The organism is Paenibacillus sp. JGP012 (assembly GCF_014203995.1).
Classification (GTDB): Bacteria; Bacillota; Bacilli; order Paenibacillales; family Paenibacillaceae; genus Paenibacillus; species Paenibacillus silvae.
In genome coordinates, this window is record NZ_JACHKG010000010.1 from 1 (window position 1) to 24580 (window position 24580).

A 24580-nucleotide genomic window follows, 5' to 3' on the forward strand; every position below is an offset into this window, starting at 1 on the left:
CGCGACGGACACCCTTGCCCTTGGCTAACAGTTCCTACTGCCAAGCCTGTAGCGGACTTTCACCGCCAAGTTATCGCCCGTGCCGGGCGCACTATTAAAAAAAGATCATGCAAAACTCTAATGCGGAGTGTTTGCATGATCTTTTTTTATTGAATTCGTAAGGATGAACGCAAACTTATTCCAGTCCGGCAATTTGTTCTTTCAATTTGTTTGCAGAAGCCTGGAAGGCTGTTTTCTCTGTCTCATTTAATGGCAGCGGTAAAATTTCACGTACTCCATGACGATCCACGACACAAGGCACACCCAGATACACATCAGAAACACCGTTGTAATCTTCAAGCAGTGTGGATACGTTCAGAACGGAGCCTTCATTGCCCAGAATTGCAGCTACAATCCGGTCGAGAGCGAGAGCGATTGCATAAGAAGTGGCTCCTTTTGCATTAATAATCTCGTAAGCTGCATTTTTGGTGCTGTTAAAAATCTCTTGCTGGGTTTCTTCGTCAAGTTCCAGGTCTGTTCCCGCAACGTTGGCAAGACTCCAGACAGGTACTTCGGAATCGCCGTGTTCACCGATAATATGAGCATGAATGCTGCGTGGATCAATGCCTTTATTTTTACCAATAAGATAACGGAACCGTGCGCTGTCCAGCAGTGTACCAGAGCCGATCACGCGGGAAGCCGGCCAGCCGCTTTGTTTCCAGGATGTATAGGATAAGATATCGACAGGGTTGGTCGCAATCAGCAGAATTCCGTGAGAGTTGACCTCCGTAATCCGGTCGATGATATCTTTGAAAATGCTTGCATTTTTTTTCAGCAGGTCAATCCGCGTTTCGCCTGGTTTTTGAGAAGCACCCGCGGTAATGATGATGATGTCGGCATCTTTGCAGTCCGAATAGTCGCCAGCCCATACCTTAACCCCTCCGGTAAACGGCAGGCCGTGGTTCATATCCAGCATTTCGCCGGTAGCTTTATCATGATTCACATCCACGAATACGAGCTCGGACGAGCGTTGTCTGAGCATCAGGGTGTATCCCGTTGTTGTTCCTACTGCACCCATACCGATAATAACGACACGGCTGGGTTTCAATGCTGCATTGGTTGTCATGTTCTTATCCTCTCCTTTTAGGGTATACTACCATCCATATTAAGGGATTCAGTCGGATAAAGCGAGTTTTGTCTATAACTTTTTTCACATGATTTGGCAGTTGGTAAAAATAAATTCGAGTTCCAGTGAAAAAACATGTTAGAAGAAGCAGCTGTGCACTTAGAGCAGAAGACAAAAATCAGCAATGTTATACACGAATCGGCAGGTACTAAGTTGGTGTGAGCCTTTATGTCGAGGTTTGTGGTAGAATAGGAGCAGTGGATTCTGATGAATCGTAAATACAACGCCATCACAGAGGCATGCGCGCCTGTCTGGTGGATAGAGAGGTGGAACCCACTTGCATTGGCAATGGAAAAAAATAGCGCAGACAGCTTTGCTGTCTATAGGAATGATCATTTTGCTGGCTGGCTGCACCAAAACGGAACAGCCGCCTGCAGCGGAACCCCCAGATCAGCAGGAAGACGGTGGCAACATCGGTCAGACCCTTACGGTTGTCCCCCCCACCAGCAATAATGCTGAAGCGGCGGAGATGGCCAAATATCAAATTCAGACTCGCCTGACCGACTTTCAGTTAATTAATGATAACGGCGGCTTGGCCTGGGGTGTCACGCGTAATGCGCTCAGGCTGTATTACACTCAGGATCAGGGAAAAACATGGACAAACATATCGCCGTCTGAGAATGTGCAATTTCCGGCGAATCCGAAGTATGGTGAAAGTATTTATTTTGTAGATCGTATGCATGGCTGGATTGTTCGAGAGGGTATGGGGGGCACAGATACGATTGTGCTTCGAACGAATAACGGGGGTGTAACCTGGAGTCTTTCTTCCTTGTCCAAGACGGATAAAGTAACGGCCATATCCTTTGTCTCTCCTGAGAAGGGCTGGGTGCTGACCACGGTAGATACCGGGATTGGCAAGCAGGATAAAATGCTGTACTTTACTCATAATGGAGGCACAACGTGGGAACGAATGACTTCGAGCGACGAGAAGGACAAAACGACCACCGGGGAAATCTCGAGACGCGGTTATACGACCGGTATGACGTTCTCCGATGCCAAGCATGGCTTCTTGAGCGCGATTGAGTTTGGCACACCGAAGCTGTATGTTACGTCAGATGGCGGAGAGCAGTGGAGGACCGTTTCCTCCTTTTTTGATCGAAGTAAATTCAGCGGCTGTGGCAACTTCAATCTTGGCGCACCTCAGTTCTTCGGTCGTGAAGCGAAGTCGGCCTGGATGGCGATGTCCTGTGCTCGCGGGGAAAGCACGACATTCAGCGGTTTCTTCACCGCCGATGGGGGAGCAAGCTGGAAGCTGTACTCTTTTAGTCTGGACAAGCAGACAGGTATAAATCGCAATCTTGCGCCTGTATTTCTGAGTCCAACCGAAGGCTGGGCGATGCAGAGGGGCATCATGTACTACACCGTGGACACGGGAAAAACGTGGAAAGCATATCCCGAGAGCAGCGTTCTGAAGAAGATTTTCGAAGACTACCCTGAAATCGTGAAGATGCAGATGGCCTCGCCCAAGCTGGGCTGGATTCTGGTAGAGAATACAGATGCGAAGCGCTCGCTGCTGCTGCAAACGGTAGATGGGGGAGAGCATTGGAAGGTGCTGTAACTCTGTGAGCGCAGGGGTGGACAATCGGTAAAGTGGTTCAGTAAGCAAGGGGAATGAAGTATAAGGAAACGAAGAATGAGAATGGGGAGAATCTCAAAGGAGGTTTTCCCCTTTATTTTTAATTTATTTTTTCACTATATTGTGAATTAAATCACAAACAAAAGGCGTAGATGATGTTATATTTAACTCAACAAAAGAAGGAGTGATAACAATGAGAACCAACGAACAAACTCAACTCACACAGGCGGATGATTTAACAAGATACATGCTGCACTTATGCTACACATGCGACGATGCCAATCGCTGCACAACCGAAGAAGCGGTGAGAGCTTGCATGGCTGCACATGCAGAGACAGGTCAGCCGGAGCCGGCAGAAGGTGTAGAAGTTACCCGAGGCTATATGGACATGATGTACGCGTAATTAAGAAAATGGAGACGAGATCAGAATTACGAAAAGCTGGAGTTTCTGCACATGGCTTTAGCTCGAGAATAAGCAGCTACAATCGCAAAAAACCGCCTAACAAACTGCCGTCAGCCTTCGACCAACGGCAGTTTGTTTATTTGTGTTGTGCGTGCGGGGCATGATCAAAGCAGTGAGTGGTGGTATGGCTCGGGGACTTGGGGCAGGTAATTTTATGGGGAGTAGATAAGGCGGGCAAGGTCGCAAACTGGTGGCAAGCTTGGAGTAATATTTGAGCTATCTTGGAGCAATCTCAGCCCCATAATGTGACGGCATGCGCTAGTTCGTGCTAACGATTCCCACAGAGCTTATTTAGCCATTTTAGTGCCATTCAGAAATGTAACGATTCCCAGAAACGTTATTTGGCCGAATATCGGCTGAGCGATGGGGAAATGGGGCTAAAATTCACAAATAACGTCACTACGAATCGTTAGAGTTTCGATGCATCGTTTTCAAGCGAAATAAGGTTTCTCAGAATCGTTAGCCAAACATTATTGTAGTGCCCTCTACGTATCCATTGACGAACCCTCCAAACCTGTGATAGCTTCAATTTAATTGGAAGATGAAGGAATGCCTGAGCGATATTAAGAAAAGAGGAATACATATGGCGACATTAGGGCTTATCAGGCATGGTGTAACGGACTGGAATGAGCAATATCGCGCGCAAGGACACACAGATATCCCACTGAATGCAGAGGGACGGAGACAGGCAGAACTGTTGTCCGAGCGGATTCGTTCTGAGCAGTGGCATTATATTTATACAAGCGATTTGTCGAGAGCAATGGAAACGTCGGCGATTATTGGTGAAGTTAATGGAATCGAAATACGTGTGGATGAGCGGCTTAGAGAGATGGACTGCGGACAAATCGAGGGTACAACGGAGCAGGAACGAGTGAATCAATGGGGGTATGGCTGGTCGAAGCTGGATCTGGGCATTGAACCACATGAAGCTGTCGTAAAAAGGGGCAGAGAATGTTTTGCCGATCTGGCTGAACGACATTCGGATCAAAATATTTTGATTGTAAGTCATGGGGCGCTGCTCGGCCTCACATTAAAACGACTTCTCGCTCATATAGACATTCGCGAAAATCTGTCGAATACATCTCTAACGTTGCTTCACAGCGGTGAGCCTCGGTGGGATTGCTCATTATATAATTGTACCCAACATCTCACCGGTTCTCCTTCCAGCTTCATATAAGAAGGTTATCATAGAAGGAGGTTTCTTGTTACGATGCAGCTGACAGATATTCCATCCGAAATACGGGAGCTTATCGGGAACGTCAAGCAGATCACTATACCGCGTCAGGGACATACATCTTCTGTGGCCATTCTGCATACATCGAGTCATAGTTATGTTATTAAAAAAACAGAGCACGAATTGTATAACGAATGGCTGGCCGATGAGTATAGAGCATTGAGACATCTTGAGAAAACGGCACTGCCTGTTCCGAGAGCGCATTCATTTTATGCAGATCAGAACGCCAGATGGATGTTGATGGATTATATGGAAGGTGTTACATTAAGGCAATTTCTGACCGATTATTCGGACCAAAAGCAAAGAGATAAAGCAATAGCCAGCTTTGGTCGCTGTCTGAAACAGCTGCATGAATGTTCATGTCCAGTGGATTGGCAGCATAAGCATACAGAGCATACCTGGCTTGATACAATGATATCGAAAGCAGAGTATAATCTAGCGAATTTCACAGTAGATGGCAATGCGGGATTACTCACATATTTGAAAGAGAATAGACCCGGTTGGGTCGAGCCGACTTTAATTCATGGTGACTTTACGATGGATAATGTGCTTGTGCGTGACGGCGAGATTACAGGTGTGATCGACTGGGCTGGAGCGGCCTATGGTGATCCGCGATATGATGTGGCTTTGGCTATTCGGCCTAAAGTGAGTGCATTTGAGGAAGAGCGGGACAAAGATGTGTTTTATGATGCCTATGGTAAACGCAGATTAACCGATGAAGAATATCGCTACTTTGAGCAGGGAATCTATAATTTTTTTTTAGAAATGTACAGAAGTATGATAGGAGAGCGTCTATGGAATTCCCGATAATTGTCGTTGATCTGGATGGAACACTTTTGAAGGCTAACAAAGAGGTGTCTGAACGAAGCATAAAGGCGATTCTGGATTGTACCAGCTGCGGGATCAGATTTATATTTGCGACTGCGCGTCCACCAAGGGCGGTGAAAGCTTTTTTACCAGAAGAGTTGCTCAGGCTGGGTTCATTTGTGTATTACAATGGCGCTTATATCGATTGTAGACATACCGGAATTAACACTCATATAGGAATTACACCGGAGTTAACGGCTGAGGTTCTGGACTACTGTCTGGCATGTAATCCGAATCTGGACATCAGTTTGGAAGTCAGAGATCAATGGCTGAGCTTGAAGCCCTATGATGCGGAGACAATAATGAAAGTAAACGGACAGCCACTAGTCAAGCCTCTGGCCTTGCTCAGGCAGCAGGAAGCTTCCAAAATCCTTTTTACAGGCAACATGGACAAGATTGCCTTTCAAAACAAGTTTCAAGCGGATGTTAACATATTGATTACTGATGATGGACAGCTAACGCAGATTTCAGCCCTCCATGCTTCCAAGGAACATGCTGTTTCGTTGATATGTGATGCTATGGGGATTTTGTTACAAAATGTGATGGTGTTTGGGGATGATGCCAATGATATAGAGCTTTTTGATCGGTGCGGCTGGCCTGTGGCGATGGGAAATGCAATTGATGAATTAAAATACAGAGCCAGAGAAATTACGGAAACGAATGAACATGACGGGGTTGCTGTTATTTTGGAGAGACTGTGCCTGTAATATCGTTTAAGGAGTGAGAGGTGCTGGGGAATGAGGTATATGGTAAGATCAGTCGCTGTTGAAGACATCGCGAAACTTTGTTCAGTTCGCAATAATGAACAATTATTCAGGTCGTACCTGAAACAGCAGGAGAATAACGAAGCTATACTCACTATTGCAGCATCAGCTGATGAGGATCGTGTCATTTTGGGTTTTGGAGTGCTCAAATTGCAGGGCAAGCTGGTCCCCAAGTTAAGTGATCTGTATGTAAAGGAAAAGTATCGCAGTCAGGGTGCTGGTTCAGCGCTAATCCGTTACAGGGAAGAGTTAGCAATACAACTGGGGTTCAGCGAAATATTTGTGAGTGTTGACCCCGTCGAGAATCCCCAAATGATCAAGCTTATCTCGGCGCACGGCTACCATGCGATCTCAGAGCCGTATACCAAGCAGGCCGTATATTACAATGAAGATGGTACAAGTTACGAGAAAACATACATACGAATCGATTTGAAAAAGCAACTGCGGGTGTAGTAAACGCTCACCACAATGCAGCTGCTTCTGACCGAAAGTCGTGATAGGCTGGAGCATTGTATAGCGATTGTAGAAGAGCTGTACTGAGATTGACGTGGACGGAAGGAAGGTTTAGTCATATGTATAGGAGAGATGAACATGTTTAAACGCAATTTAGATGATACAGGTACTGCATATCTTTCTTTATTTGCATCAAGTGACGCAACTGCGTTATATCAATTAATAGATCGAAACAGGGAGCACCTTGGAGCCTGGCTCAGAATTCCCGAAATGACTTTAACGGAAGAGGATTCAAGAAGCTTTATTGAACGGACACGTCTTCGCTATGCGCGAGAGGAGGGGTATTGGTTAGGAATCTGGTTGCGCGGTGAGTTAGCCGGTTCGATTGGATATTGTGATATTGATTATATGAACAAAAAGGCAGAGATTGGTTATTGGCTGGGCAAGGAGTATGAGGGCAACGGGTTAATTACGAGAGCGGTCAATGTGTTTGTCCAACATGCCTTTGAGAAGCTTTCCTTAAACAAAGTCGAGATTGGTGCTGCTGCGGACAATTTTAGAAGTCGTGCAATACCTGAGAAGCTGGGCTTTCAACGGGAGGGTGAGCTAAGAGATTATGAGTTTTTAAACGGGAGGTTCCTACATAGAGTAATGTATGGTTTACGGGCTGAGGAATGGACGCAAACCATAAAATAACGAAGGTTGGGGGTCCATATGCTCGATTGGCTGTGTCGCATCTTCTTGTATCCTGCTCCAGCGATCAAGTTTTCCACGGAGGAGGCGCAAGCGTATGAGAAATTAGCTTTAAATGCAACGGAAGACGGGTTGATTGAATATGACTTGCCTTATGCTAAATTTCGATATTTGACTTATGTTTCTTTAAAAGGACTTTATGTATTTCACGGGTCAAATCACACCGGCATACGTATCTTTGAACCGAGAGAGCAGACTTTATATAACGGCCAATGGACCAAGGCTGTTTTTGCTGCTTCCGATCCACACTGGCCGATGTTCTATGCTATTTTCAACCGCAGCAGACTGAAGGGGAGCTTTCGTAACGGATGTATTCGGGGACGGAAACAAAACTATCATTTCTATTCCCTGAATCAATCTACGATATCAAACGGTCCATGGACAGAAGGAATGGTCTATTTCCTGCCCAGAGAATCATTTACTGCACCAAAACCAAGGGGGATCTCTTTTGATGAATGGCTCTGCCATGAGCCTGTTGCTCCGATCGCCAAGTTAAAGGTTTGCCAGGATGATTGTTATTACCACAACAAAATTGCAGTACATAACGATGGAGAGTCTTTGATAAAAACATGGCTCTTATATAAAACAAGAACAACACCAAGGAGGACACAAGGGGGAAATTCAGATGAGTAAACAACCTTTATTTGTCATCACAGGAGCAAGTGGTACGGGAAAAACAACGGTGTCATCGCATGTTCGCAAGCTGTTGCCTGAATTTGACGTATTTGATATGGATATCATCGACAACGTGGATTGGCAGATCGCCAAAGAGAACTGGCTGCGCGTGGCGTACAGCATATCGCTAAGTGGAAGAGGGACCGTACTGTGTGGAACGATGGTGCCTGAAAATATTGCTTCCTCCAGTTATATTGATCGGTTTGATCGCATTCTCTACATCAATTTGCACTGTGATGACACCACACGTCGGACACGATTAGCAGCACGGGGATGGAACGAGGAGATGATCGAGGATCATCGTAATTTTGCGAATTGGCTGCTGCAGAACGCAGACACAGCTTTTGAACCGGCCATGCCAACGGTGGATACAACGGACCTGTCTTCCGAGGAAGCTGCGAAACAGATTGAGCAGTGGGTGAGAGCGAACGGGTAGAAGTTTTAATGTGACTGATGTCTTACAGAATGATGATAGGCTTACCCGGCTTGAACCGATGAATTTCGATGATGAATGGAGGTTTTGAATGTTACCTTTTCAAGTAAATGATGCGATTCAGTTAAAGCTAATACAACCTCAAGATCGTGATGAGCTGTACTCCTTAATTGATCTGAACAGAGTATTTCTGAGAGAATGGCTGCTATGGGTGGATAAACGACAATCTCCTAACGACCTGGATGCTGTAATTGAATTATGGAGATGTAATTACGAGGATAACAATGGTTTCGATGCAGGAGTGTGGTTTAACCAGGAATTGGTTGGCATGATAGGTCTGCATTACATAGATTGGAGAAACAAAACAACGAGCATCGGATATTTCCTGTCGGAATCCTCTCAAGGCAAGGGCATTATCACAACAGCCATCAAAAGATTGATTACATATCTGTTTAATGATCTGAAGTTGAACCGAGTTATTATTCAATGTGCAGAGAGTAATATCAGAAGCAGAGCGATTCCTGAGAAGCTCGGATTCGTCAACGAAGGCACATCCAGACAGGCTCAGTGGCTGTATGATCATTATGAGAACATTGTGACGTACAGTTTATTGTCCAGTGAATGGCAGGAGTGTGTGTTAAAATGATATCCAATATTGTGCCATGGCTGGTTATCCTCTGGTTCGTTTTTCGATATTACAGTATCCCAAAGAAAGACCGCATGTACAGTACAATCGTGCCAGCTTCCTATTGGATCTCTTCACCGAACAGGACGGAGATACAAAAGAACGTTGAATGCGCTGCTTTTTCCAGTGCGTTTGTGCTGAGACATTTCGGCATGGAGTCGGAAGGAGAGCAGCTGTATCGGAGGTATCCTCGCAAATTACTGGATGGTACCGTGTATCCGAAAGCGATTATTGTTTTTTTCAAAAGATTAGGGTATTCGTGTACATATTTGCACGGTAATATCAACACGTTAAGACAGCAGATCAGCCGCGGCGTTCCGGTCATTCTGTTTATACGAGTGCATGCAGACCGGCGTTTTCTGCACTTTGTGCCTGTTGTTGGATACGATGAAACACATTTCTATCTGGCAGAATCACTTGATTTCAAACGTAACTGCGAGGAGCCGCTGTATAACCGCAAGATTAGCGTCAGTGAACTGGAATCGCTGTGGAAACCATGGCTGCCTTTCAGCCGCCGCTCCTATATCGTGATTGAACCAAAGCTGGATTCCTTGGATAAATCGGCATAATCATTCCATAGTAGAGCCAAAGCTCCATACTTACCCTGCAAATATTTCATCAGGTTAACAAGTTCTGTGTTCGTCCGCATATATATTTACTGAAGACGGGTCAAGACTCCGGCTGTCCGAAGTGTATGAACGGAGGGGAGAGACATGGGCATTGAATCATCCTGGATGTTTGATTTGTTTGGAACCGTCTTTCCGGTGGCATTTGTCCTGATTCTGGCGATTGTGCTGTTATCGATGGGCAAAGAAGTATGGAGGTGGGGACGCAACAATGCGGAACCGCTGCTGACCGTACACTCCCGCATTACCAGCAGACGGGTGAAGATGAGCCAGTCGTCGTCCGATGCTGCCAGCACGACTCCAGCGCGAACGCAGTACTATGTCACGTTTGAAGTGGAGAGCGGAGATCGTCTGGAATTCAAAGTGAACGGTGAAGAGTACGGCATGTGCGCAGAAGGAGATGAAGGGCGGCTGTCCTTCAAAGGAACCCGGTATATCGGATTTGAGCGGACGAATCGCCTGTATACCGAACGTTTGCGAGGTTAAACATGAAGCAGCTTGCGCCCGAGTGGCGTGAGCTTTTTTTGGCGAACTGCAGGACAAGCGTTTCTTAATGCAGAACCATGTTTGTATATTAGTATACAGAGAATGTAATAGAGGAGGAATTATGATGTCATTTACAGATCAGGTTGTCGTTGTCACAGGAGCTGCGCAGGGGATCGGGAGAAGTGTGGCTGAAGCCTACGCGCTTGCCGGGGCCAAAGTGGTACTGGCGGATGTTCAGGAAGCGGAGGGGGCAGCCGCAGCGGCTTCCATTCGCCATGAGGGCGGTGAAGCGATCTTTGTGCATTGCGATGTTCGCAAGGAGCAGGATATCCAGCATCTGTGTGAGACCACAGTGAAGGAATTCAAGCAGATTGATGTACTCGTGAACAACGCGGGTGTCTCCAGATGGAAGTCTCCCTATGAGCTCACGGTGGACGAATGGGACGATGTGCTTAATATCAATGTCAGGAGCTGCTTTCTGGCAAGTCGGGAGGCGGCCCGGTATATGAAAAAAAATAAACATGGTGGGGCTATCGTCAATATGGCCTCTACTCGTGCAATGATGTCGGAGCCGGATAGCGAAGCATATGCCGCATCTAAAGGGGCAATTACAGCATTAACCCATGCGATGGCAGTCTCACTCGGGAAAGATCAAATTCGGGTCAATTGTATCAGTCCCGGCTGGATCGAGACCGGAGATGTGTCGAAGCTTACAGATGCGGACCATGCACAGCATCCATCTGGCCGCGTGGGCGTGCCTTCGGATATATCAAGGGCTTGTTTGTATTTGTCCGATCCGGCTAATACCTTTGTCACTGGGACTAATCTCGTAATTGACGGGGGCATGACTCGAAAAATGATATATGAGGACTAGAACCGGGACTCTCCCCCGTAATGGTCTACTCCAGGTTCCTCCGAAATGAAATAAGCCCAAGTTAAGCACTTGGGCTTATTTGTTTTTGATAAGTCGGTTGCTATAATGAATGTGATTTTACAACAGAACAGGAATGGAGGGAGTGTATGTTCGGGAAAACATCCCGGAAAGTATTTTGGCTTTTAATACTGATCGGAGGAATGATAATGATCGGGATCAAGGCACCTGCTGAGGCGGATGACGTAGATATACGGGCTGCCTGGGTATGGCAGGCACAGTCTGTGAAGAATGCAGGAGATGAACTTCTGGCCAATGCGGCTAAACATAAGATTAATCGGTTGTATGTGAATGTGGACATGAATATATCAAAAGAGGTATATCAAACGTTTATCGCCAAAGCGGGTCGTGAAGGCATTGCTATTGAGGCACTTGGCGGTGATCCCTCCTGGGGAGTGGAGGGCCGCGAGGGTCCTATGCTTCGCCTGGCTTCATGGGTTCATGATTATAATCAGGCAGTGGAGCCGGGCGAACGCTTTGATGCGCTGCATCTGGATGTGAAGCCCTACGTGCTGCCAGCGTGGAAGGAAGATGCAAAACCTCTGGTGCAATCCTGGATCAGCAACATGAAGCGGGTACTGGAGCAAGCGAAGCAGGATGGTGGAATCGCTGTGCATGTCGATCTGCCTTTCTGGCTGGATTCCTACACGGTCAAGGGTAGTCGAACTGTTGAAGATGCAGATAACGAAGCACTGTCACACTGGTTTATTCAGAATGTAGATCAAGTCACTTTACTCGCTTACCGTGATAATGCACAAGGGAGTAACGGAATTATTCGTCTGATCGAGCAGGAGATGGAATGGGCAGATGCCAGCGGCACTTTTGTTACGGTGGGTGTAAATACCAAACCGATGCCTGGAGAAGAGTTTACGAGCTTTGCGGGTAAAGGAGCTTCCCAACTGGAAGGTGCTCTGCAGGAGGTCGCTGCGGCCTTCCGTGAGCATCAATCCTACGCTGGCTCAGCCGTTCATGATTTGACCTATTGGGGAGAACTGGAGCCGGAGGAGCAGCCATTACCCGAGAAACCTGTAAATCCCCCTGTGAGTGCGCCCGAGATTCGCGGCACCTACATCTGGGAAGCTTCACAAGTCACGGATGATGGCGGCGAGCATATTCTGGCGTTTGCCAAGCAGCAGAAGATCAATTGGTTATATGTGCGGCTTGATCTGGATCAGCCATACTCCAGTTATCGCAGTTTTGTGAAAAGAGCGAAAGCACAGGGCATAGAAGTTCATGCTATGGGGGGCCACCCGATCTGGGGCAAAAAAGAAAATCGTCCGCGGATCAAACGGTTGATTGATTATGTGAAAAATTACAATGCAGAAGTCGAACCGGACGAGCGGTTCGTAGGTATACATCTGGATATCGAGCCGTACACGTTGCCTGAATGGGCGGAGAATCGGGATACATTGCTGTCCGAATGGGCGTCGAACATTGCTTATTTCCAGGAAGAGACGAAGAAGGACAGCAGCCTGGAAACCAGTGCGGATCTCGCGGTATGGCTGGATACCTTCCCGCTCCCGGGTAAAGATGTAACGGTAACCGAATTTATGATTGATACACTTGATCATGTATCTCTGATGGCTTTCCGTAACACGGCAGAAGGCTCTAACGGGATCGCTGCGGTTGTAAGCCAGGAGATGGAGATTGCTGATCGTCTGGGGAAATCACTGCTCGTTTCCGTTGAAATGAAACAGAATCATGAGGGTGAGCATATCTCGTTTTACGAACAAGGGGCCAAGGAGATGGAAAATCAGCTAGACAAGCTGCCGGAGCTCCTGTCTGGATATAAGGCGTACAAAGGCAATCTGGTACATGCCTATGATTACTGGGTTGAAGCGAAGCCTTAACAAGCACTGAAGCGGTTGATAATCGCTTTAGTTTAAGAAAGGAAAAGCCTTGGAACTTCACGCTCGAGTGAGGTTCCGGGTTTTTTTTATGGAAAAAAGCTGGAATCGTGTCACCGAATGGGCTCCTGCACAATACGATGTACGGTGATGAACAGCTGCTACCAAGGGAGGGATCAGGCAATGGCTGTAATTAAGGCCAATACGGAAGACGTCAGGCTGCTAGCCAGATTGATGAGAGCTGAAGCCGAGGGAGACGGTGATCAAGGCATGCTGCTGGTCGGCAATGTTGGCGTGAACCGTGTACTGGCGGACTGTCTGGATTTTGGCGACATCCGCGATATTAATCGCATGGTCTTTCAGAATCCGGGAGGCTTTGAGTCTACGCAGAAGGGATACTTCTACCAGCGGGCGAGACAATCCGAGATTCGGCTCGCGCAACGCGTCATTAACGGGGAACGTTTCTGGCCGGCGAGTAACTCGTTATGGTTTTTCAGACCCGTTGGGGAGTGCCCGGAAACATGGTATAACCAGCCTAATACGGGACGTTTCAAAGCACATTGTTTCTTTAGTCCAACAGGTGAAGATTGTCCGAGTGTGTATTAATCCTTTTATATTTTCATAATTCGGGGAGGAATTAACATGATTAATCAGCCTTATCAACCAACTCAAACGATGGGTCAGCAAGCCAATGCGGCCGTAATGGGTCAACAAGCCAATGCCGTGTTGGGTGCACAAGCGAATTCCCAGGTTCAAGGAACATCCTACAAGGTTGGCAACAACATGCCTTCGATGTCGCCAACACCAGGCATGGTATCTCCAAGCTCTACAAGTGTGCCGCCGCTTGTGTCCAGCGGAAGCCCAATGACGCCTACAGGTACAGTTGTTCCTACAACAGCTCCGCAGTTCGAGCAGTCATATATTGAGAACATCCTGCGTTTGAATCTCGGTAAATTCGGCACGTTCTACATGACATACGAAGGCAATAAAGAATGGAATGCCCGCATTTTCCAAGGAATTATTGAAGCTGCTGGACGTGACCACATCATTATTAGTGATCCGAAAACAGGCAGAAGAATTATGCTGCTGATGGTTAACTTTGACTATGCCACTTTTGATGAGCCGCTGCTCTATCAATATCCGGGCGTTGTTGGCAACTATCCGCAAGCACCAAGCAGATGGTAATCAATTGAAAATGTAGTATACGATATCTGATATAATGGGCCTGACGGCCAACACATACGGGGAGCTGGGCCGTTCTGAGTGCAGTGCAATCTGCGCTCAGGACGGCTTTTGCCATTTCTATCGCATGTAAACCAGCATCTAAACCAGACAATATAAATAAAAGTAACCTGAATGAGAATGAATGGCACTTACATATGAAACACAGGCAAGAGGCGAGAGAAGAATAACAGGCCAGGCCGTAGTCAGGCAGCTGCGGAATTAGAGATGAAGGGAGTCTACGGTGTTGAAGCTATGGATTGATGGAGCATTGAAGGGAGAGCATGAAGCCTGTGAGCAGCTGGTTGCACAATACCGCGGAATGGCGTTTGCCGTTGCTTATCAGCAGCTACAGGATATGCATGGAGCAGAAGATGTGGTACAGGAGGCATTTACCGAGGCTTTTTCCAATCTGATCAAATTGGAAAAGCCTGAAGCTTTCCCTGGCTGGTTCAAAGTCATCGTAGAAAGGCAGTGTTACCGCTGGATAAGACGCAAGAGATACCCGGTTGTTCCCATGCAGGAATTAGACGATGTATGTCGCGGGGAGGATCAGGAGCATGATCCAGAGGCCAGGGCGCTGCAGAATGAGCTGCAGCGGACGCTGCGCAGCTCCATAGCCAAGCTGCCATCCACGATGCAGATTGCGATTGACCTGTTTTATTTTCAAGGATACACGCTTCAAGAAATATCGGAGTTCCTGGGAGTGAACATATCCGCGTTGAAGAAAAGGCTGTTCGATGCACGTGTAAAGTTGAAACGTTCCATACCCGTACGAAATCTTGCGACTACATTTAATGAGCTTTATGAAGGGGGAAAAGGCATGCTGCATATTATGAATGGAGATCACGCTGCCAACCGGCTGCGAGAAAGCGGCATTCAGGGAGATATTGTTGTATGGCGCGAACTGTACACGTATGGCCCCATATCCTCTGATATGGCCGATCGAAAAGCGCGGCAGCATCGCGCAGTTGTACTGGAAGACGAGCTAGGCATACCACAGAAAGAATATTTACAGATTGATAAGCTGGAACACAAGCTGCTTTCACTCAAGCCAGAACAAGAGATTGTATTGTGGTTTGAGCATGATTTGTATGATCAGACGATGCTGTCGTATTTGCTGCACTTTTTGAGTCATAAAAAATTCATGGAATTCAAAATCAACCTACTATGTATTGATTCGTTTCCGCAGATCGAGCATTTCCGAGGTCTGGGACAGCTCACATCTGCTCAAATGCAGACGCTCTCCGGTACATGGCATGTCATTCAGGAGGAAGAGATGAAGGCGGGCCGAGCGTTCTGGGAGGCGTATTCCTCTCCTGACATTCGTGATCACGAGCAATACATGCAGCAGGGTTCACAGGCTCTGCCTTTTGCCAGCGCTGCGTTCAAGGCTCACCTGTCCCGTTTGCCATCCGAAACAAATGGTCTGGGCATCATTGAGCAGACCACACTTGAAACGATAATGACAGGCATTCAGCGTCCCCCTGCTTTATTTCGTGAAATGGGAGACAAGCTGCCTGTTCTCGGTATGGGTGATCTGGAATATTGGGCACATCTGAAGAGGATGTCGAAGGGACCTTATGCGCTCCTTCGAATGACTGGTGCGGCACGTTTTCCAAAATATAATCAGCATGAACCGGCTTTTCATAATGCTGTGCTGTCTGTAACGGAGCTTGGCATTCAGGTATTGAATGGTGAAGTGGACTGGCGCACTTTGCGAGAGGATGAGTATTGGGTTGGCGGCATACATGTTGAAAAAGGCCATCATGGTTAGATGTGCTGAAACCTGGTTGCAAACATGCTGTACCAGATGAACAGGTCGAGCTTGTCATCAAAGAGCGGATATAGAGCTGTCGCGCATGTGGGGGGGGTCCATATGTGCGACAGTTCATTTTATATAAGCCCTAGGGATAATCGAATCGAGGATTGATTACGTCAATCTATTTCCATAGTGTTTGATTATGTTCATATGATGTTCTGTATGTCCAGCAATGATGTAGAGTATGGTCCTTGCTGTGACGCGTTTATGAACAACAACTCCAGTTCTTACCCAGGCTGCTGGTGAGATGCTGTCAAGCAGGGAGAGGGTTGATTGTCTGGCCCTTTGAAAATCCGCAATCAACGCTGCAACCTCGGATTTGTTAAAATCACCATGGTTAACATAAGTTTCCTGATCGTAGCCAGGAAGGTCTGTCTGATCTCCTCGAGCAACACTGAGCAGCCAGTAACTCATTATACGTTCCGAGTCGTTAATATGACCAAGTGTTTCTTTCGCGCTCCATTTGCCAGGCGCATAACGATGCTCTGCTTCTTTTTCACTTAACGTGTTATATAAGTGTACGATGTTTTGTTCCTGATCTCGAAGAAATTGGTTGATGTTCTTGTCGCCTACATTATAGACATACTTCGTAAAATACGAATCAAATTCATTCGCTTGTGGCCGCTGCAGCATATGGATTATACACTTCCCTTTCTTGTATAACGTCAATTAAGATGAATACCCTGCCTGATAGGGTTTTGGAACGAGTGGGCTCTGAGGTTCAAGCTTGATTCCTGCATGTACAGCCCAATAAGGGTCACGGAGCATGCCTCTTCCGATGGCAACCATATCTGCTTGTCCACCTTCAATGACGGAGTGTGCCTGCACGGGGTCATCAAGCATGCCTACAGCGATAACAGGAACATCCAAAGCTTCGCGTATTTGCTCCGCATAGGTCACCTGATAACCTGGGGAATTACGTGGCTGATTGGATCCTGGCGGGCCTTCGCCTCCTGTACTTACATGAAATATATCCACACCAGCCTTCTTGTAAGCCTTGCATAAGCGGATAGCATGTTCAATATTGTACCCGCCTTCGACATACTCCACTGCAGATATCCGGAAGACGAGAGGCATATTCGCCGGCATTTCTCTTTTAACCGCTTGAATAACATCTGCTCCGAAGCGACTCAGGTCTTGTCCGTAAGCATCATCTCGTTGGTTAGTAAGAGGCGACTGGAACTGGTGAATCAAATAACCGTGAGCGCCATGCAGCTCTATTACATCTACGCCTGCTTTTACGGCACGCCTAACGGTATCAGCGAATTGCTGTATAATGCCCGGAATTTCTTCCGTGGCAAGTGCACGTGGCATACGGTAAGGTGATCCAGGAAATTTAATAGCTGATGGTGCAATAGGAGTTTCAACAAATTCAGTCTTTCTTCCCGCATGTGCGATTTGAATTCCAACTTTGCTGTTATAGGCTTGAACGCCTTTAATGATGCGTGCAAAGGCTGGAATCTGATTGTCAGACCACAAGCCAAGGTCCATCTCCGTAATGCGTCCATCCGGGTCGATATCTGTCATTTCAATCATAATCAGACCCGTACCCCCGATTGCTCTGCTGAGATAATGAACATAGTGCCACTCATTCGGTTTTCCGTCTTTTGCGGTAACGGCATACTGACACATGGGTGCCATAACAACACGGTTTTGCAAATGTAAGCCTTTAATCACGTACGGAGAAAATAGTCGCAAAAAAACGACCTCCAATCTATATGAAATTTACATAAGTGTATCCCTCGTGTTAATATGAATCAAATTAATAATTTTAATGATTGGGATGAGCGATAGATCATGAGCATAACGAGATTTGAAATCTTCTCCACGGTGGTTGAACTAGGCAGCTTCACGAAAGCGGGAGAGAAACTGAACATGACACAATCTGCTGTAAGTCATGCAGTCGCTGGATTGGAGACAGAACTCGGGATCAAGCTATTGCTGCGGGATCGCAAAAAGGGATTTGCTCTTACAGAGGCAGGTCAGCGAATTTTGATCCATATGCAGGAAGTTCTAAATCAGATGGAACAGATCAAGCAGGTTGTTGCCTTTACATCCAATATAGAAGCAGGAACGATTCGAATTGGAAGTTTCTCAAGTGCTACAGCATGTGTGCTGCCTAAAATTATCGCTGCATTTCAAAAGAAATACCCCAATATCACGTTCAGTTTTTTCGAGGGAACGTACGAGGAAATTCTTGAATGGTTTGAAACGGGAATTATTGATCTGGGCGTTGTTGTAGAGCAGCCAGGCAAGGAACTAAACGCGTTGACGCTTATGCAAGATCGAATGGTTGTTGCTTTTCCTGCTGGCCATCGTTTTCAATCCGAAGAAATCATCGAAGTGACAGAACTCCAAAGAGAATCATTTATTATGCCTAAAGATGTCTACCGTGCTCATGTCGATGAGATTTTCTCTCAAATGAATTTCCAACCGAATGTTCGTTTTGAAGTACAGGATTGCAACACGATAGCAAGCATGGTACAAGAGGGACTCGGCGTTACCATCGGTCCTGAATTGTTCCTTAAAGATCAGATGAATATTCATATCAGGCCTTTAACGATATCAAACTGCAGAAGCATAGCGCTTGCTTTCCCGAATACGGAGTATGTTTCTCCTGCTGTACAGGCCTTTCTTACAGTAGCACAAGAGGTATTTGGTAAAAAAATAGAGAAAACTGCCTGATTCATTAAAATGTGCAGCAAAAACAGCGTAATCGCTGATTTTGTAAACGAAATGTGCTAATTTGGCCTTTTAAGTGTCATAGGACACGGATTGACTGTGTAGTGTAGAATTATATAATAAAAGAAGCATATCCATGTTATTTGGGCACAAACGGCAGGAGGTGGAAGCATTGGGAAGTTGAAATTGCATATGAACGGCAGAATGGCTAATATCCTACATTTTCGAAGGAGGTGGACCTATTTGCCGAAGAATAACGGCGAATAGGAAGAACATTTGAGTGACCCCTTACCGAGTATATTAAATTTGGTTTTAATTGGTTTACTGGTATTAATGAATGGTTTCTTTGTTTCGGCAGAATTTGCGATGGTGAAAGTGCGGGGCAGCCGGATTGAGGCATTAGTGGAAGCTGGCAACAAAAATGCGGTCTATGCTTCTAATATTGTACGTAATCTGGATGCTTATCTGTCTGCATGTCAGCTCGGCATTACCTTAGCTTCACTTGGACTCGGGTGGCTGGGAGAACCAGCAATCGCACACCTGGTAGAGCCTTTATTTACGGCATTTGGACTGGGTCCGGTATATGTGCATGGCATTTCCATTGCGATCGCCTTTGTTATTATTACGATTCTGCATATTGTATTGGGTGAGCTTGCTCCCAAAACGATGGCAATTCGCAAGTCGGAGACGATTACACTGTGGTCCGCAGCATTGCTAACGTTCTTTTACAAACTAATGTTTCCCTTCATCTGGGCATTGAACGGCATGGCGAACGGATTGCTCAGACTGTTTCGGATGGCACCTGCTTCCGAACTGGACGATGCACATAGTGAAGATGAAATACGTATTCTCATGAAAGAAAGCAATAAGAGCGGTTTAATTGATAACACTGAATTAGCACTTGTTGATAATATATTTGATTTTACGGATACAACCGCACGTGAAATCATGATTCCGCGAACAGAAATGATCTGTCTCAATGCCAATCAGTCCATGTTGGAAAATATGGAGATTGCGAGTGAAAGCATGCGTACCCGTTATCCGGTATATAACGGCGACAAGGATCATATTATCGGCTTTATTCATATTAAAGATCTGATGCGCTCGCAGCTCACCGATACGATCTCCGTGATTCGTCCGATTCTGGCTGTGCCAGATACGACATTAATCAGTGATCTGCTCAAGCGTATGCAGCGCAGCAAGACACAGATTGCAGTGCTGATCGATGAGTACGGAGGAACCTCCGGCATGGTTACGCTTGAAGATATCATGGAAGAGATTGTTGGTGAAATTCAGGATGAATTTGACCAGGAGCGTCCAGCGATTGAGCAAGTGAATGAGATGGAATATTCCATTGATGGATTAATGCTCATTGAAGAAGTCAGTGAACGTTTCGGCATCGAGATGGATCGGGCTGACTACGATACGATTGGCGGCTGGTTATACTCCAGAGTGGATGCTATTCCGCCTGAGATTGGTCAATCCGTTGAATATGGCGGGTATCTGTTTGTGATCCAGGAGACAGAACAGAAGCGGATTTCACGTGTGAATGTAGTGAAGATGGAAATGCTGGTTGAAGAGGAGGGGGCATAACGCCCTCTAGTTATAAAGAAAGATTTATGGCATACAAGCCGCTAACGATTAGCGGCTTTTTTGTTGCACCCCGACAAGTTCTCGTTCCGGGTTGACGCCCTGGGGAATCTCATGGTATTATTCAACTCAACAAAAGAGGAGGAGGCTCGTTTCTATGACTCATTCCATGCGTCTTCGATAATAAGCAGTCAAAAAGCTGATTTTTTCCACAATCGTGGGCTTTTTTGATTTGCTTATTTTACGTATGGAGAGACATAGATCGCGATATGGGTAAGCTTATTTAGCTGTATTTATATTGACGTGTCCTTCTATACGTGAGTAATGCAGATTCAAGCCTGATGTGGGCCTGGATCTGCATTTTTTGTTTGTTGCCAACATGTAAAATCCAGAAAGGAGCTAAGACTTATGAGGTATATGCACTGGTATTTCTTTATATAATCCCCTTCTTTAATCGCAGGTGATCCTGCGAGCGTGAAAACTGCGATTTTAGAGGGAGGTAAATTGAATGAATGCATTGATTAAAGCCAATGAGATATTTGTGGAATATTCGGGCCGTGACATATTAGACATAGAACATCTGGAGCTTTATGAATATGACCGGATCGGCCTGGTTGGAGCCAATGGGGCGGGCAAGAGCACATTGTTAAAAGTACTGCTGGGTGAAATGCCTGAATCCTGCGGGAGCATTGTAAGAAACGGAAGTTTTGCCTATATTCCGCAGCTGGAGCAGGGCGGGACTCAGGAAGAAGTGGATTATGCGTTAGCAGGCAAGCTTGGCGTAGACAAGGGCAGAGGAGAGAAGATGAGTGGCGGACAGGAAACACGACTGAAAATTGCTCAGGCTTTGTCGAGGTCAGTACATGGCATTTTTGCAGATGAACCGACCAGTCATCTTGATTCAGAGGGGATCCATTTTCTGATCCATCAGCTCTCTTTTTATACAGGGGCGCTGCTGGTCATCAGTCATGATCGGTATTTTCTGGATCAGGTGGTCGATAAAATCTGGGAGCTGAAGGATGGAAAAATTACCGAGTATTGGGGCGGATACTCTGATTATATAGCCCAGAAAAATGAAATTCAGAAAAAGCAGGAAGTTCAGTATCAGCAATATATAACTGAACGAGAGCGGCTGGAAAAAGCAATTGCGGATAAAAAGAATCAGGCCCAGAAAATGGATCAGAAAGATAAAGGTGCTTCAAGGAAAAACAGCTCCGATCAAGGCGGGCGGCTTGCCCATCAGAAGTCGATTGGAAGTAAACAGAAAAAGCTTCATCAAGCCGCCAGAAATATGGAACAGCGCATCGAAGCGCTGGGAATTATAGAAGCACCAGAGGCGATTCGCACGATTCACTTTCGGCAGAGTAAAGCATTAGAGCTGCACAATCCGTTTCCCATCATCGGAAAAGAGATAAACAAAACGTACGGTAATAAAGTCATTTTGGAGAATGCTTCTTTCCAATTTCCGCTTGGCCGGAAGATTGCTCTGACAGGCCCAAACGGTGCAGGGAAAACAACCCTTTTCAACATGATTTTGAATCATGAAGACGGCATTACACTATCGCCCAAAGCAGAGATTGGTTATTTTGCACAACATGCATATACGTTTGATCACCATCATGCAGTCATGGAATTTATGCAGGAAAACTGTGACTATCAGGTGCCTGAAATTCGAGCTGTACTGGCATCTCTGGGATTTTCCCAGCATGATGTACGCAAGTCTTTGGCGGCATTAAGCGGTGGAGAGATCATGAAATTGCAGCTGGCAAAAATACTGCTGGGGCGATACAACATTTTGCTTATGGATGAACCGGGTAATTTTCTTGATCTGCCTGCAATGGAAGCACTGGAGCATTTGATGAAAAGCTACGAGGGTACGATTATTTTCATCTCGCATGATGCCCGGTTAGTCGAAAATGTTGCTAATCAGGTATATGCTATAGAGCATAAAAAAATCGTTCAAATCAGGTAACGAATAACACCTTACTTGGTTCTTCATACGGTTTGGAAACATTTAGGTTTCAGGGACATTGTCCCCCGAAAATTGTAAGAGGACGCTACCGCTGTATTATCGGTGCGTCCTGTTTTTTTTGAAACCAGTTCTTTGGTTAGTTCGTTTAATAGATTACATCAAAATAAAAAGAAGCATGCAGAGGAGGAAAAATGATGAATACTAACCGTGTATGGAGTAAAGAAAGAAGCCGATCACCTATTCCGAAAATAGCCATCGCGCTCGCATTGACAACCCTGGCCGTTATGGTCTTGCCCGAAGTCCATTCGGCTACAGCGAGTCCCATGAATAACGCGATATCCGGTGCAAAAACGGCTCCGCCGCCGCTCGATTCTCAGGATCATTCCATTCAATCCAGAGCTAGAGCTGCCAACCCCGTACATATCTTTCAAGCAGAGAGTACCTTAACCCGTGGAGAGGGGCTTCAGGCTATCATAAAAACAACAACAATGACATACAAGAACATGAAGACTCTTTCCGCCCAATATCGCTTAGAGCGCTGGACAGGAACAGCGTGGGTAACCTACAAAGCAAGCTCCTCCTCTCAGACCCAAACGAGTGTGCTATATGCAGGTTCAGATTGGGATGTCCTTGCCGGCTATTATTATCGCGTGGTTAGTACTCATACGGCTTATGATGGAAAGGTGACAGATCAGGTCACACGTACTTCAAACAGTATTTTATTTTAATTTAATTAGCTTTGGTGGGAGAGCTTTGCTCCAGGAAATCATTCGCAATCGCAATCATCTCTTCCCGGGTTATCGTTCCAAACAGACTCATACTGAGTGATCCTGTCATCCACTGAATGGAATTGAAGGGTTCTCCGACATATACTAGTGCTTCACTACCATCGATGAGCTTCACAATTTCACTTTCACGCAGCGACGTTTTCTCAATAGACTGCCCAGGCATTACATATTCATAATCGAACATCATCAGTTCTTCGTCTTCCGTTTTGCCTGTGACGGTATAGCGGATTCTCATCCGGTCAGATTCGTAGTAATCGTCTTCATTCACCGGGTTCTCCGTATCCAGCATTAGCATATATTTTATTTTGTCAAAGCGGGCAGGAATGACGTTGGGTACGATAAATTCTCCCATAAATCCGCCCCGAGCAACCTGTTCTGTCACCGCAACAGGACGAAACACATGTTTATCCAGCTCAAAGGCAGGGAACTGTCCCTCTTCCTCATGAATCGCGCTGAATTCCCTGTCGGGCGGTGGAGGTGTTTTGGCGGTAGAGGGGTCTGGAGCAAGCTGTACCGATTGATCTTCAACAATGATGGATTTCATGCCATTGCTCCAATTTTTAATAGATTGCACAATGGGGGATACGGCTTGTGTCCCGGAGGGTAGACTGAAGATAACAGCTCCAACCATCACGGAGGCAGCAACAATAGTCGACAATTTCAAGGTACGCATTCTCCGTTTCCGAGCGCCCAGTCTTTCGATCTCTTGCTGTACCTTTTGCCAGGATTGGTGCATGGATTCGTTGCGCGAGACAGAAGGGGCGGAGACAGCCTGCTGGAAAGCTTCATCAAAGGCCTGCTCAAAAGCCGCATCAAAATATTCGTCCTCCAGGCCTGAATCCCATTGTTCTTCAAGCTTATTTTGCCTGCCTTTGGTCAACATTTCCACCCCATTCCTTATGTAATTTCTTCTTGATACTACCTCGGGCCCGGAATAAACGTTGTTTTACAATGTCTTCCGTAGTATTCAGCAATTCTGCAATCTCCCGATAAGAGAAACCTTCCTTCCAGCGAAGCTCCACCAGCACGCGGTATTCCGGCTTTAATTGTGAGAGGTACAGCTCGATGGATTCCTGCATCATCTGTGTCTCAACCATGCTTTCAACCGAAGCAGCGGTTTGATTCATCGTTTCTATATCTATAAAAACACTATCCGTGTCCAGTTGGTTACGGTTATTTTTATTTTTTCTTAAATAATTAATTGCGGTATTCCGGGTAACGACCTTGAGCCAGGCTTTAAGTTTGACCTCATCCTCAAAAAGGGGTTTGTTTTTAATGATTTTGATAAAAGCTTCCTGAATAACATCCTCTGCTGCTGCTCGTTCCTTGATGATATATACGATCAGTCCATATACCATATTATAATATTCATAATACACTTCTTCCTGAAGTACAGGTCCTAATTGATGAAAATCTGAAGCAAGTAAAAGCTGGAGCCGATTGGCCATGATGTTCTCCTTTCTGGTCAACAGTCCACAAACATTGGTATCATTACATTTTACAACAGATTATGGAAACGTTACAATGTCCGTTAGACCTGATTAACA

Annotated in this window: 26 protein-coding genes; 21 read left to right on the plus strand and 5 right to left on the minus strand. The window is 46.1% G+C overall.

All coding sequences use genetic code 11. The annotated features are described in order from the left end of the window. Positions 1-175: 175 nt before the first annotated feature. Entirely contained in the window at positions 176-1105 is a 930-nt protein-coding gene (locus HNR77_RS13960) for an L-lactate dehydrogenase (protein ID WP_111273308.1), read from the minus strand. Positions 1106-1442: 337 nt separating this feature from the next. Here HNR77_RS13960 and HNR77_RS13965 point away from each other — a divergent pair, with 337 nt between their 5' ends. The 17 genes from HNR77_RS13965 (at position 1443) to HNR77_RS14045 (ending at position 15956) form a co-directional block, all read left to right on the plus strand. Then, the gene (locus HNR77_RS13965; protein WP_184185193.1) at positions 1443-2723 is read left to right on the plus strand and encodes a WD40/YVTN/BNR-like repeat-containing protein; all 1281 of its coding nucleotides are present in this window, start codon (positions 1443-1445) and stop codon (positions 2721-2723) included. A gap of 211 nt (positions 2724-2934) precedes the next feature. Next, a complete protein-coding gene (locus HNR77_RS13970) occupies positions 2935-3144 on the plus strand; it encodes a hypothetical protein (RefSeq protein ID WP_184185196.1) in 210 nt (69 codons plus the stop codon). A gap of 643 nt (positions 3145-3787) precedes the next feature. Next, complete coding sequence (locus HNR77_RS13975; RefSeq protein ID WP_184185199.1) at positions 3788-4381, plus strand: histidine phosphatase family protein; 594 nt, start codon at positions 3788-3790, stop codon at positions 4379-4381. 33 nt (positions 4382-4414) lie between these two features. Beyond that, positions 4415-5248, plus strand: coding sequence for a phosphotransferase family protein (locus HNR77_RS13980; protein ID WP_184185202.1), 834 nt, complete (start codon positions 4415-4417; stop codon positions 5246-5248). Continuing rightward, entirely contained in the window at positions 5233-6012 is a 780-nt protein-coding gene (locus tag HNR77_RS13985) for a Cof-type HAD-IIB family hydrolase (RefSeq protein WP_184185204.1), read from the plus strand. Before HNR77_RS13980 ends, HNR77_RS13985 begins: the two co-directional genes overlap by 16 nt. A 39-nt stretch (positions 6013-6051) precedes the next feature. After that, the gene (locus HNR77_RS13990; RefSeq protein WP_260410573.1) at positions 6052-6522 is read left to right on the plus strand and encodes a GNAT family N-acetyltransferase; all 471 of its coding nucleotides are present in this window, start codon (positions 6052-6054) and stop codon (positions 6520-6522) included. A 138-nt stretch (positions 6523-6660) separates the two neighbouring features. Continuing rightward, positions 6661-7218 (plus strand): GNAT family N-acetyltransferase, encoded by a 558-nt coding sequence (locus tag HNR77_RS13995; RefSeq protein WP_184185210.1) that lies wholly within the window; start codon positions 6661-6663, stop codon positions 7216-7218. Positions 7219-7236: 18 nt separating this feature from the next. Continuing rightward, positions 7237-7908, plus strand: a complete 672-nt coding sequence (locus HNR77_RS14000; RefSeq protein ID WP_184185213.1) for a hypothetical protein — start codon at positions 7237-7239, stop codon at positions 7906-7908. Continuing rightward, positions 7901-8386 carry an AAA family ATPase gene (locus HNR77_RS14005; RefSeq protein WP_184185216.1) on the plus strand — a complete coding sequence of 162 codons (486 nt, stop codon included), beginning with the start codon at positions 7901-7903 and terminating at the stop codon, positions 8384-8386. The genes HNR77_RS14000 and HNR77_RS14005 overlap by 8 nt, the downstream gene beginning before the upstream one ends. An 88-nt stretch (positions 8387-8474) precedes the next feature. Further along, the gene (locus tag HNR77_RS14010; RefSeq protein ID WP_184185219.1) at positions 8475-9029 is read left to right on the plus strand and encodes a GNAT family N-acetyltransferase; all 555 of its coding nucleotides are present in this window, start codon (positions 8475-8477) and stop codon (positions 9027-9029) included. Beyond that, complete coding sequence (locus HNR77_RS14015; RefSeq protein ID WP_184185222.1) at positions 9026-9637, plus strand: C39 family peptidase; 612 nt, start codon at positions 9026-9028, stop codon at positions 9635-9637. Before HNR77_RS14010 ends, HNR77_RS14015 begins: the two co-directional genes overlap by 4 nt. Positions 9638-9781: 144 nt before the next feature. After that, entirely contained in the window at positions 9782-10180 is a 399-nt protein-coding gene (locus tag HNR77_RS14020) for a DUF2500 domain-containing protein (RefSeq protein ID WP_184185225.1), read from the plus strand. Positions 10181-10304: 124 nt separating this feature from the next. Next, complete coding sequence (locus HNR77_RS14025; protein WP_184185228.1) at positions 10305-11054, plus strand: SDR family NAD(P)-dependent oxidoreductase; 750 nt, start codon at positions 10305-10307, stop codon at positions 11052-11054. 206 nt (positions 11055-11260) lie between these two features. Continuing rightward, the gene (locus HNR77_RS14030; RefSeq protein ID WP_184185231.1) at positions 11261-12961 is read left to right on the plus strand and encodes a hypothetical protein; all 1701 of its coding nucleotides are present in this window, start codon (positions 11261-11263) and stop codon (positions 12959-12961) included. A gap of 180 nt (positions 12962-13141) precedes the next feature. Beyond that, complete coding sequence (locus tag HNR77_RS14035) at positions 13142-13564, plus strand: cell wall hydrolase (RefSeq protein ID WP_184185234.1); 423 nt, start codon at positions 13142-13144, stop codon at positions 13562-13564. 177 nt (positions 13565-13741) lie between these two features. Further along, positions 13742-14143 (plus strand): spore coat protein GerQ, encoded by a 402-nt coding sequence (gene gerQ / locus HNR77_RS14040; protein ID WP_397366845.1) that lies wholly within the window; start codon positions 13742-13744, stop codon positions 14141-14143. Positions 14144-14426: 283 nt separating this feature from the next. Beyond that, entirely contained in the window at positions 14427-15956 is a 1530-nt protein-coding gene (locus tag HNR77_RS14045) for a sigma-70 family RNA polymerase sigma factor (RefSeq protein WP_184185240.1), read from the plus strand. 156 nt (positions 15957-16112) lie between these two features. On the opposite strand, the gene HNR77_RS14050 is transcribed toward HNR77_RS14045, so the two are convergent. Together HNR77_RS14050 and HNR77_RS14055 are read right to left on the minus strand one after the other, a co-directional pair. Further along, entirely contained in the window at positions 16113-16634 is a 522-nt protein-coding gene (locus tag HNR77_RS14050) for a DinB family protein (protein ID WP_184185242.1), read from the minus strand. Between the two features lie 36 nt (positions 16635-16670). After that, complete coding sequence (locus HNR77_RS14055) at positions 16671-17699, minus strand: NADH:flavin oxidoreductase/NADH oxidase (RefSeq protein WP_397366791.1); 1029 nt, start codon at positions 17697-17699, stop codon at positions 16671-16673. A gap of 99 nt (positions 17700-17798) precedes the next feature. On the opposite strand from HNR77_RS14055, the gene HNR77_RS14060 reads away from it, so the two are divergent. The 4 genes from HNR77_RS14060 (at position 17799) to HNR77_RS14075 (ending at position 22973) form a co-directional block, all read left to right on the plus strand. Continuing rightward, positions 17799-18686 carry a LysR family transcriptional regulator gene (locus tag HNR77_RS14060; protein WP_184185249.1) on the plus strand — a complete coding sequence of 296 codons (888 nt, stop codon included), beginning with the start codon at positions 17799-17801 and terminating at the stop codon, positions 18684-18686. 273 nt (positions 18687-18959) lie between these two features. Beyond that, positions 18960-20276, plus strand: coding sequence for a hemolysin family protein (locus tag HNR77_RS14065; protein WP_184185252.1), 1317 nt, complete (start codon positions 18960-18962; stop codon positions 20274-20276). A 505-nt stretch (positions 20277-20781) separates the two neighbouring features. After that, a complete protein-coding gene (locus HNR77_RS14070) occupies positions 20782-22245 on the plus strand; it encodes an Msr family ABC-F type ribosomal protection protein (protein WP_184185255.1) in 1464 nt (487 codons plus the stop codon). 194 nt (positions 22246-22439) lie between these two features. Then, a complete protein-coding gene (locus HNR77_RS14075) occupies positions 22440-22973 on the plus strand; it encodes a hypothetical protein (RefSeq protein ID WP_184185258.1) in 534 nt (177 codons plus the stop codon). Between the two features lies 1 nt (position 22974). Here the strand turns inward: HNR77_RS14075 and HNR77_RS14080 are convergent, their stop codons facing one another. Further along, the gene (locus tag HNR77_RS14080; RefSeq protein ID WP_184185261.1) at positions 22975-23913 is read right to left on the minus strand and encodes a DUF4367 domain-containing protein; all 939 of its coding nucleotides are present in this window, start codon (positions 23911-23913) and stop codon (positions 22975-22977) included. Continuing rightward, positions 23891-24481 carry an RNA polymerase sigma factor gene (locus HNR77_RS14085; protein ID WP_184185264.1) on the minus strand — a complete coding sequence of 197 codons (591 nt, stop codon included), beginning with the start codon at positions 24479-24481 and terminating at the stop codon, positions 23891-23893. Before HNR77_RS14085 ends, HNR77_RS14080 begins: the two co-directional genes overlap by 23 nt. Positions 24482-24580 lie beyond the last annotated feature (99 nt).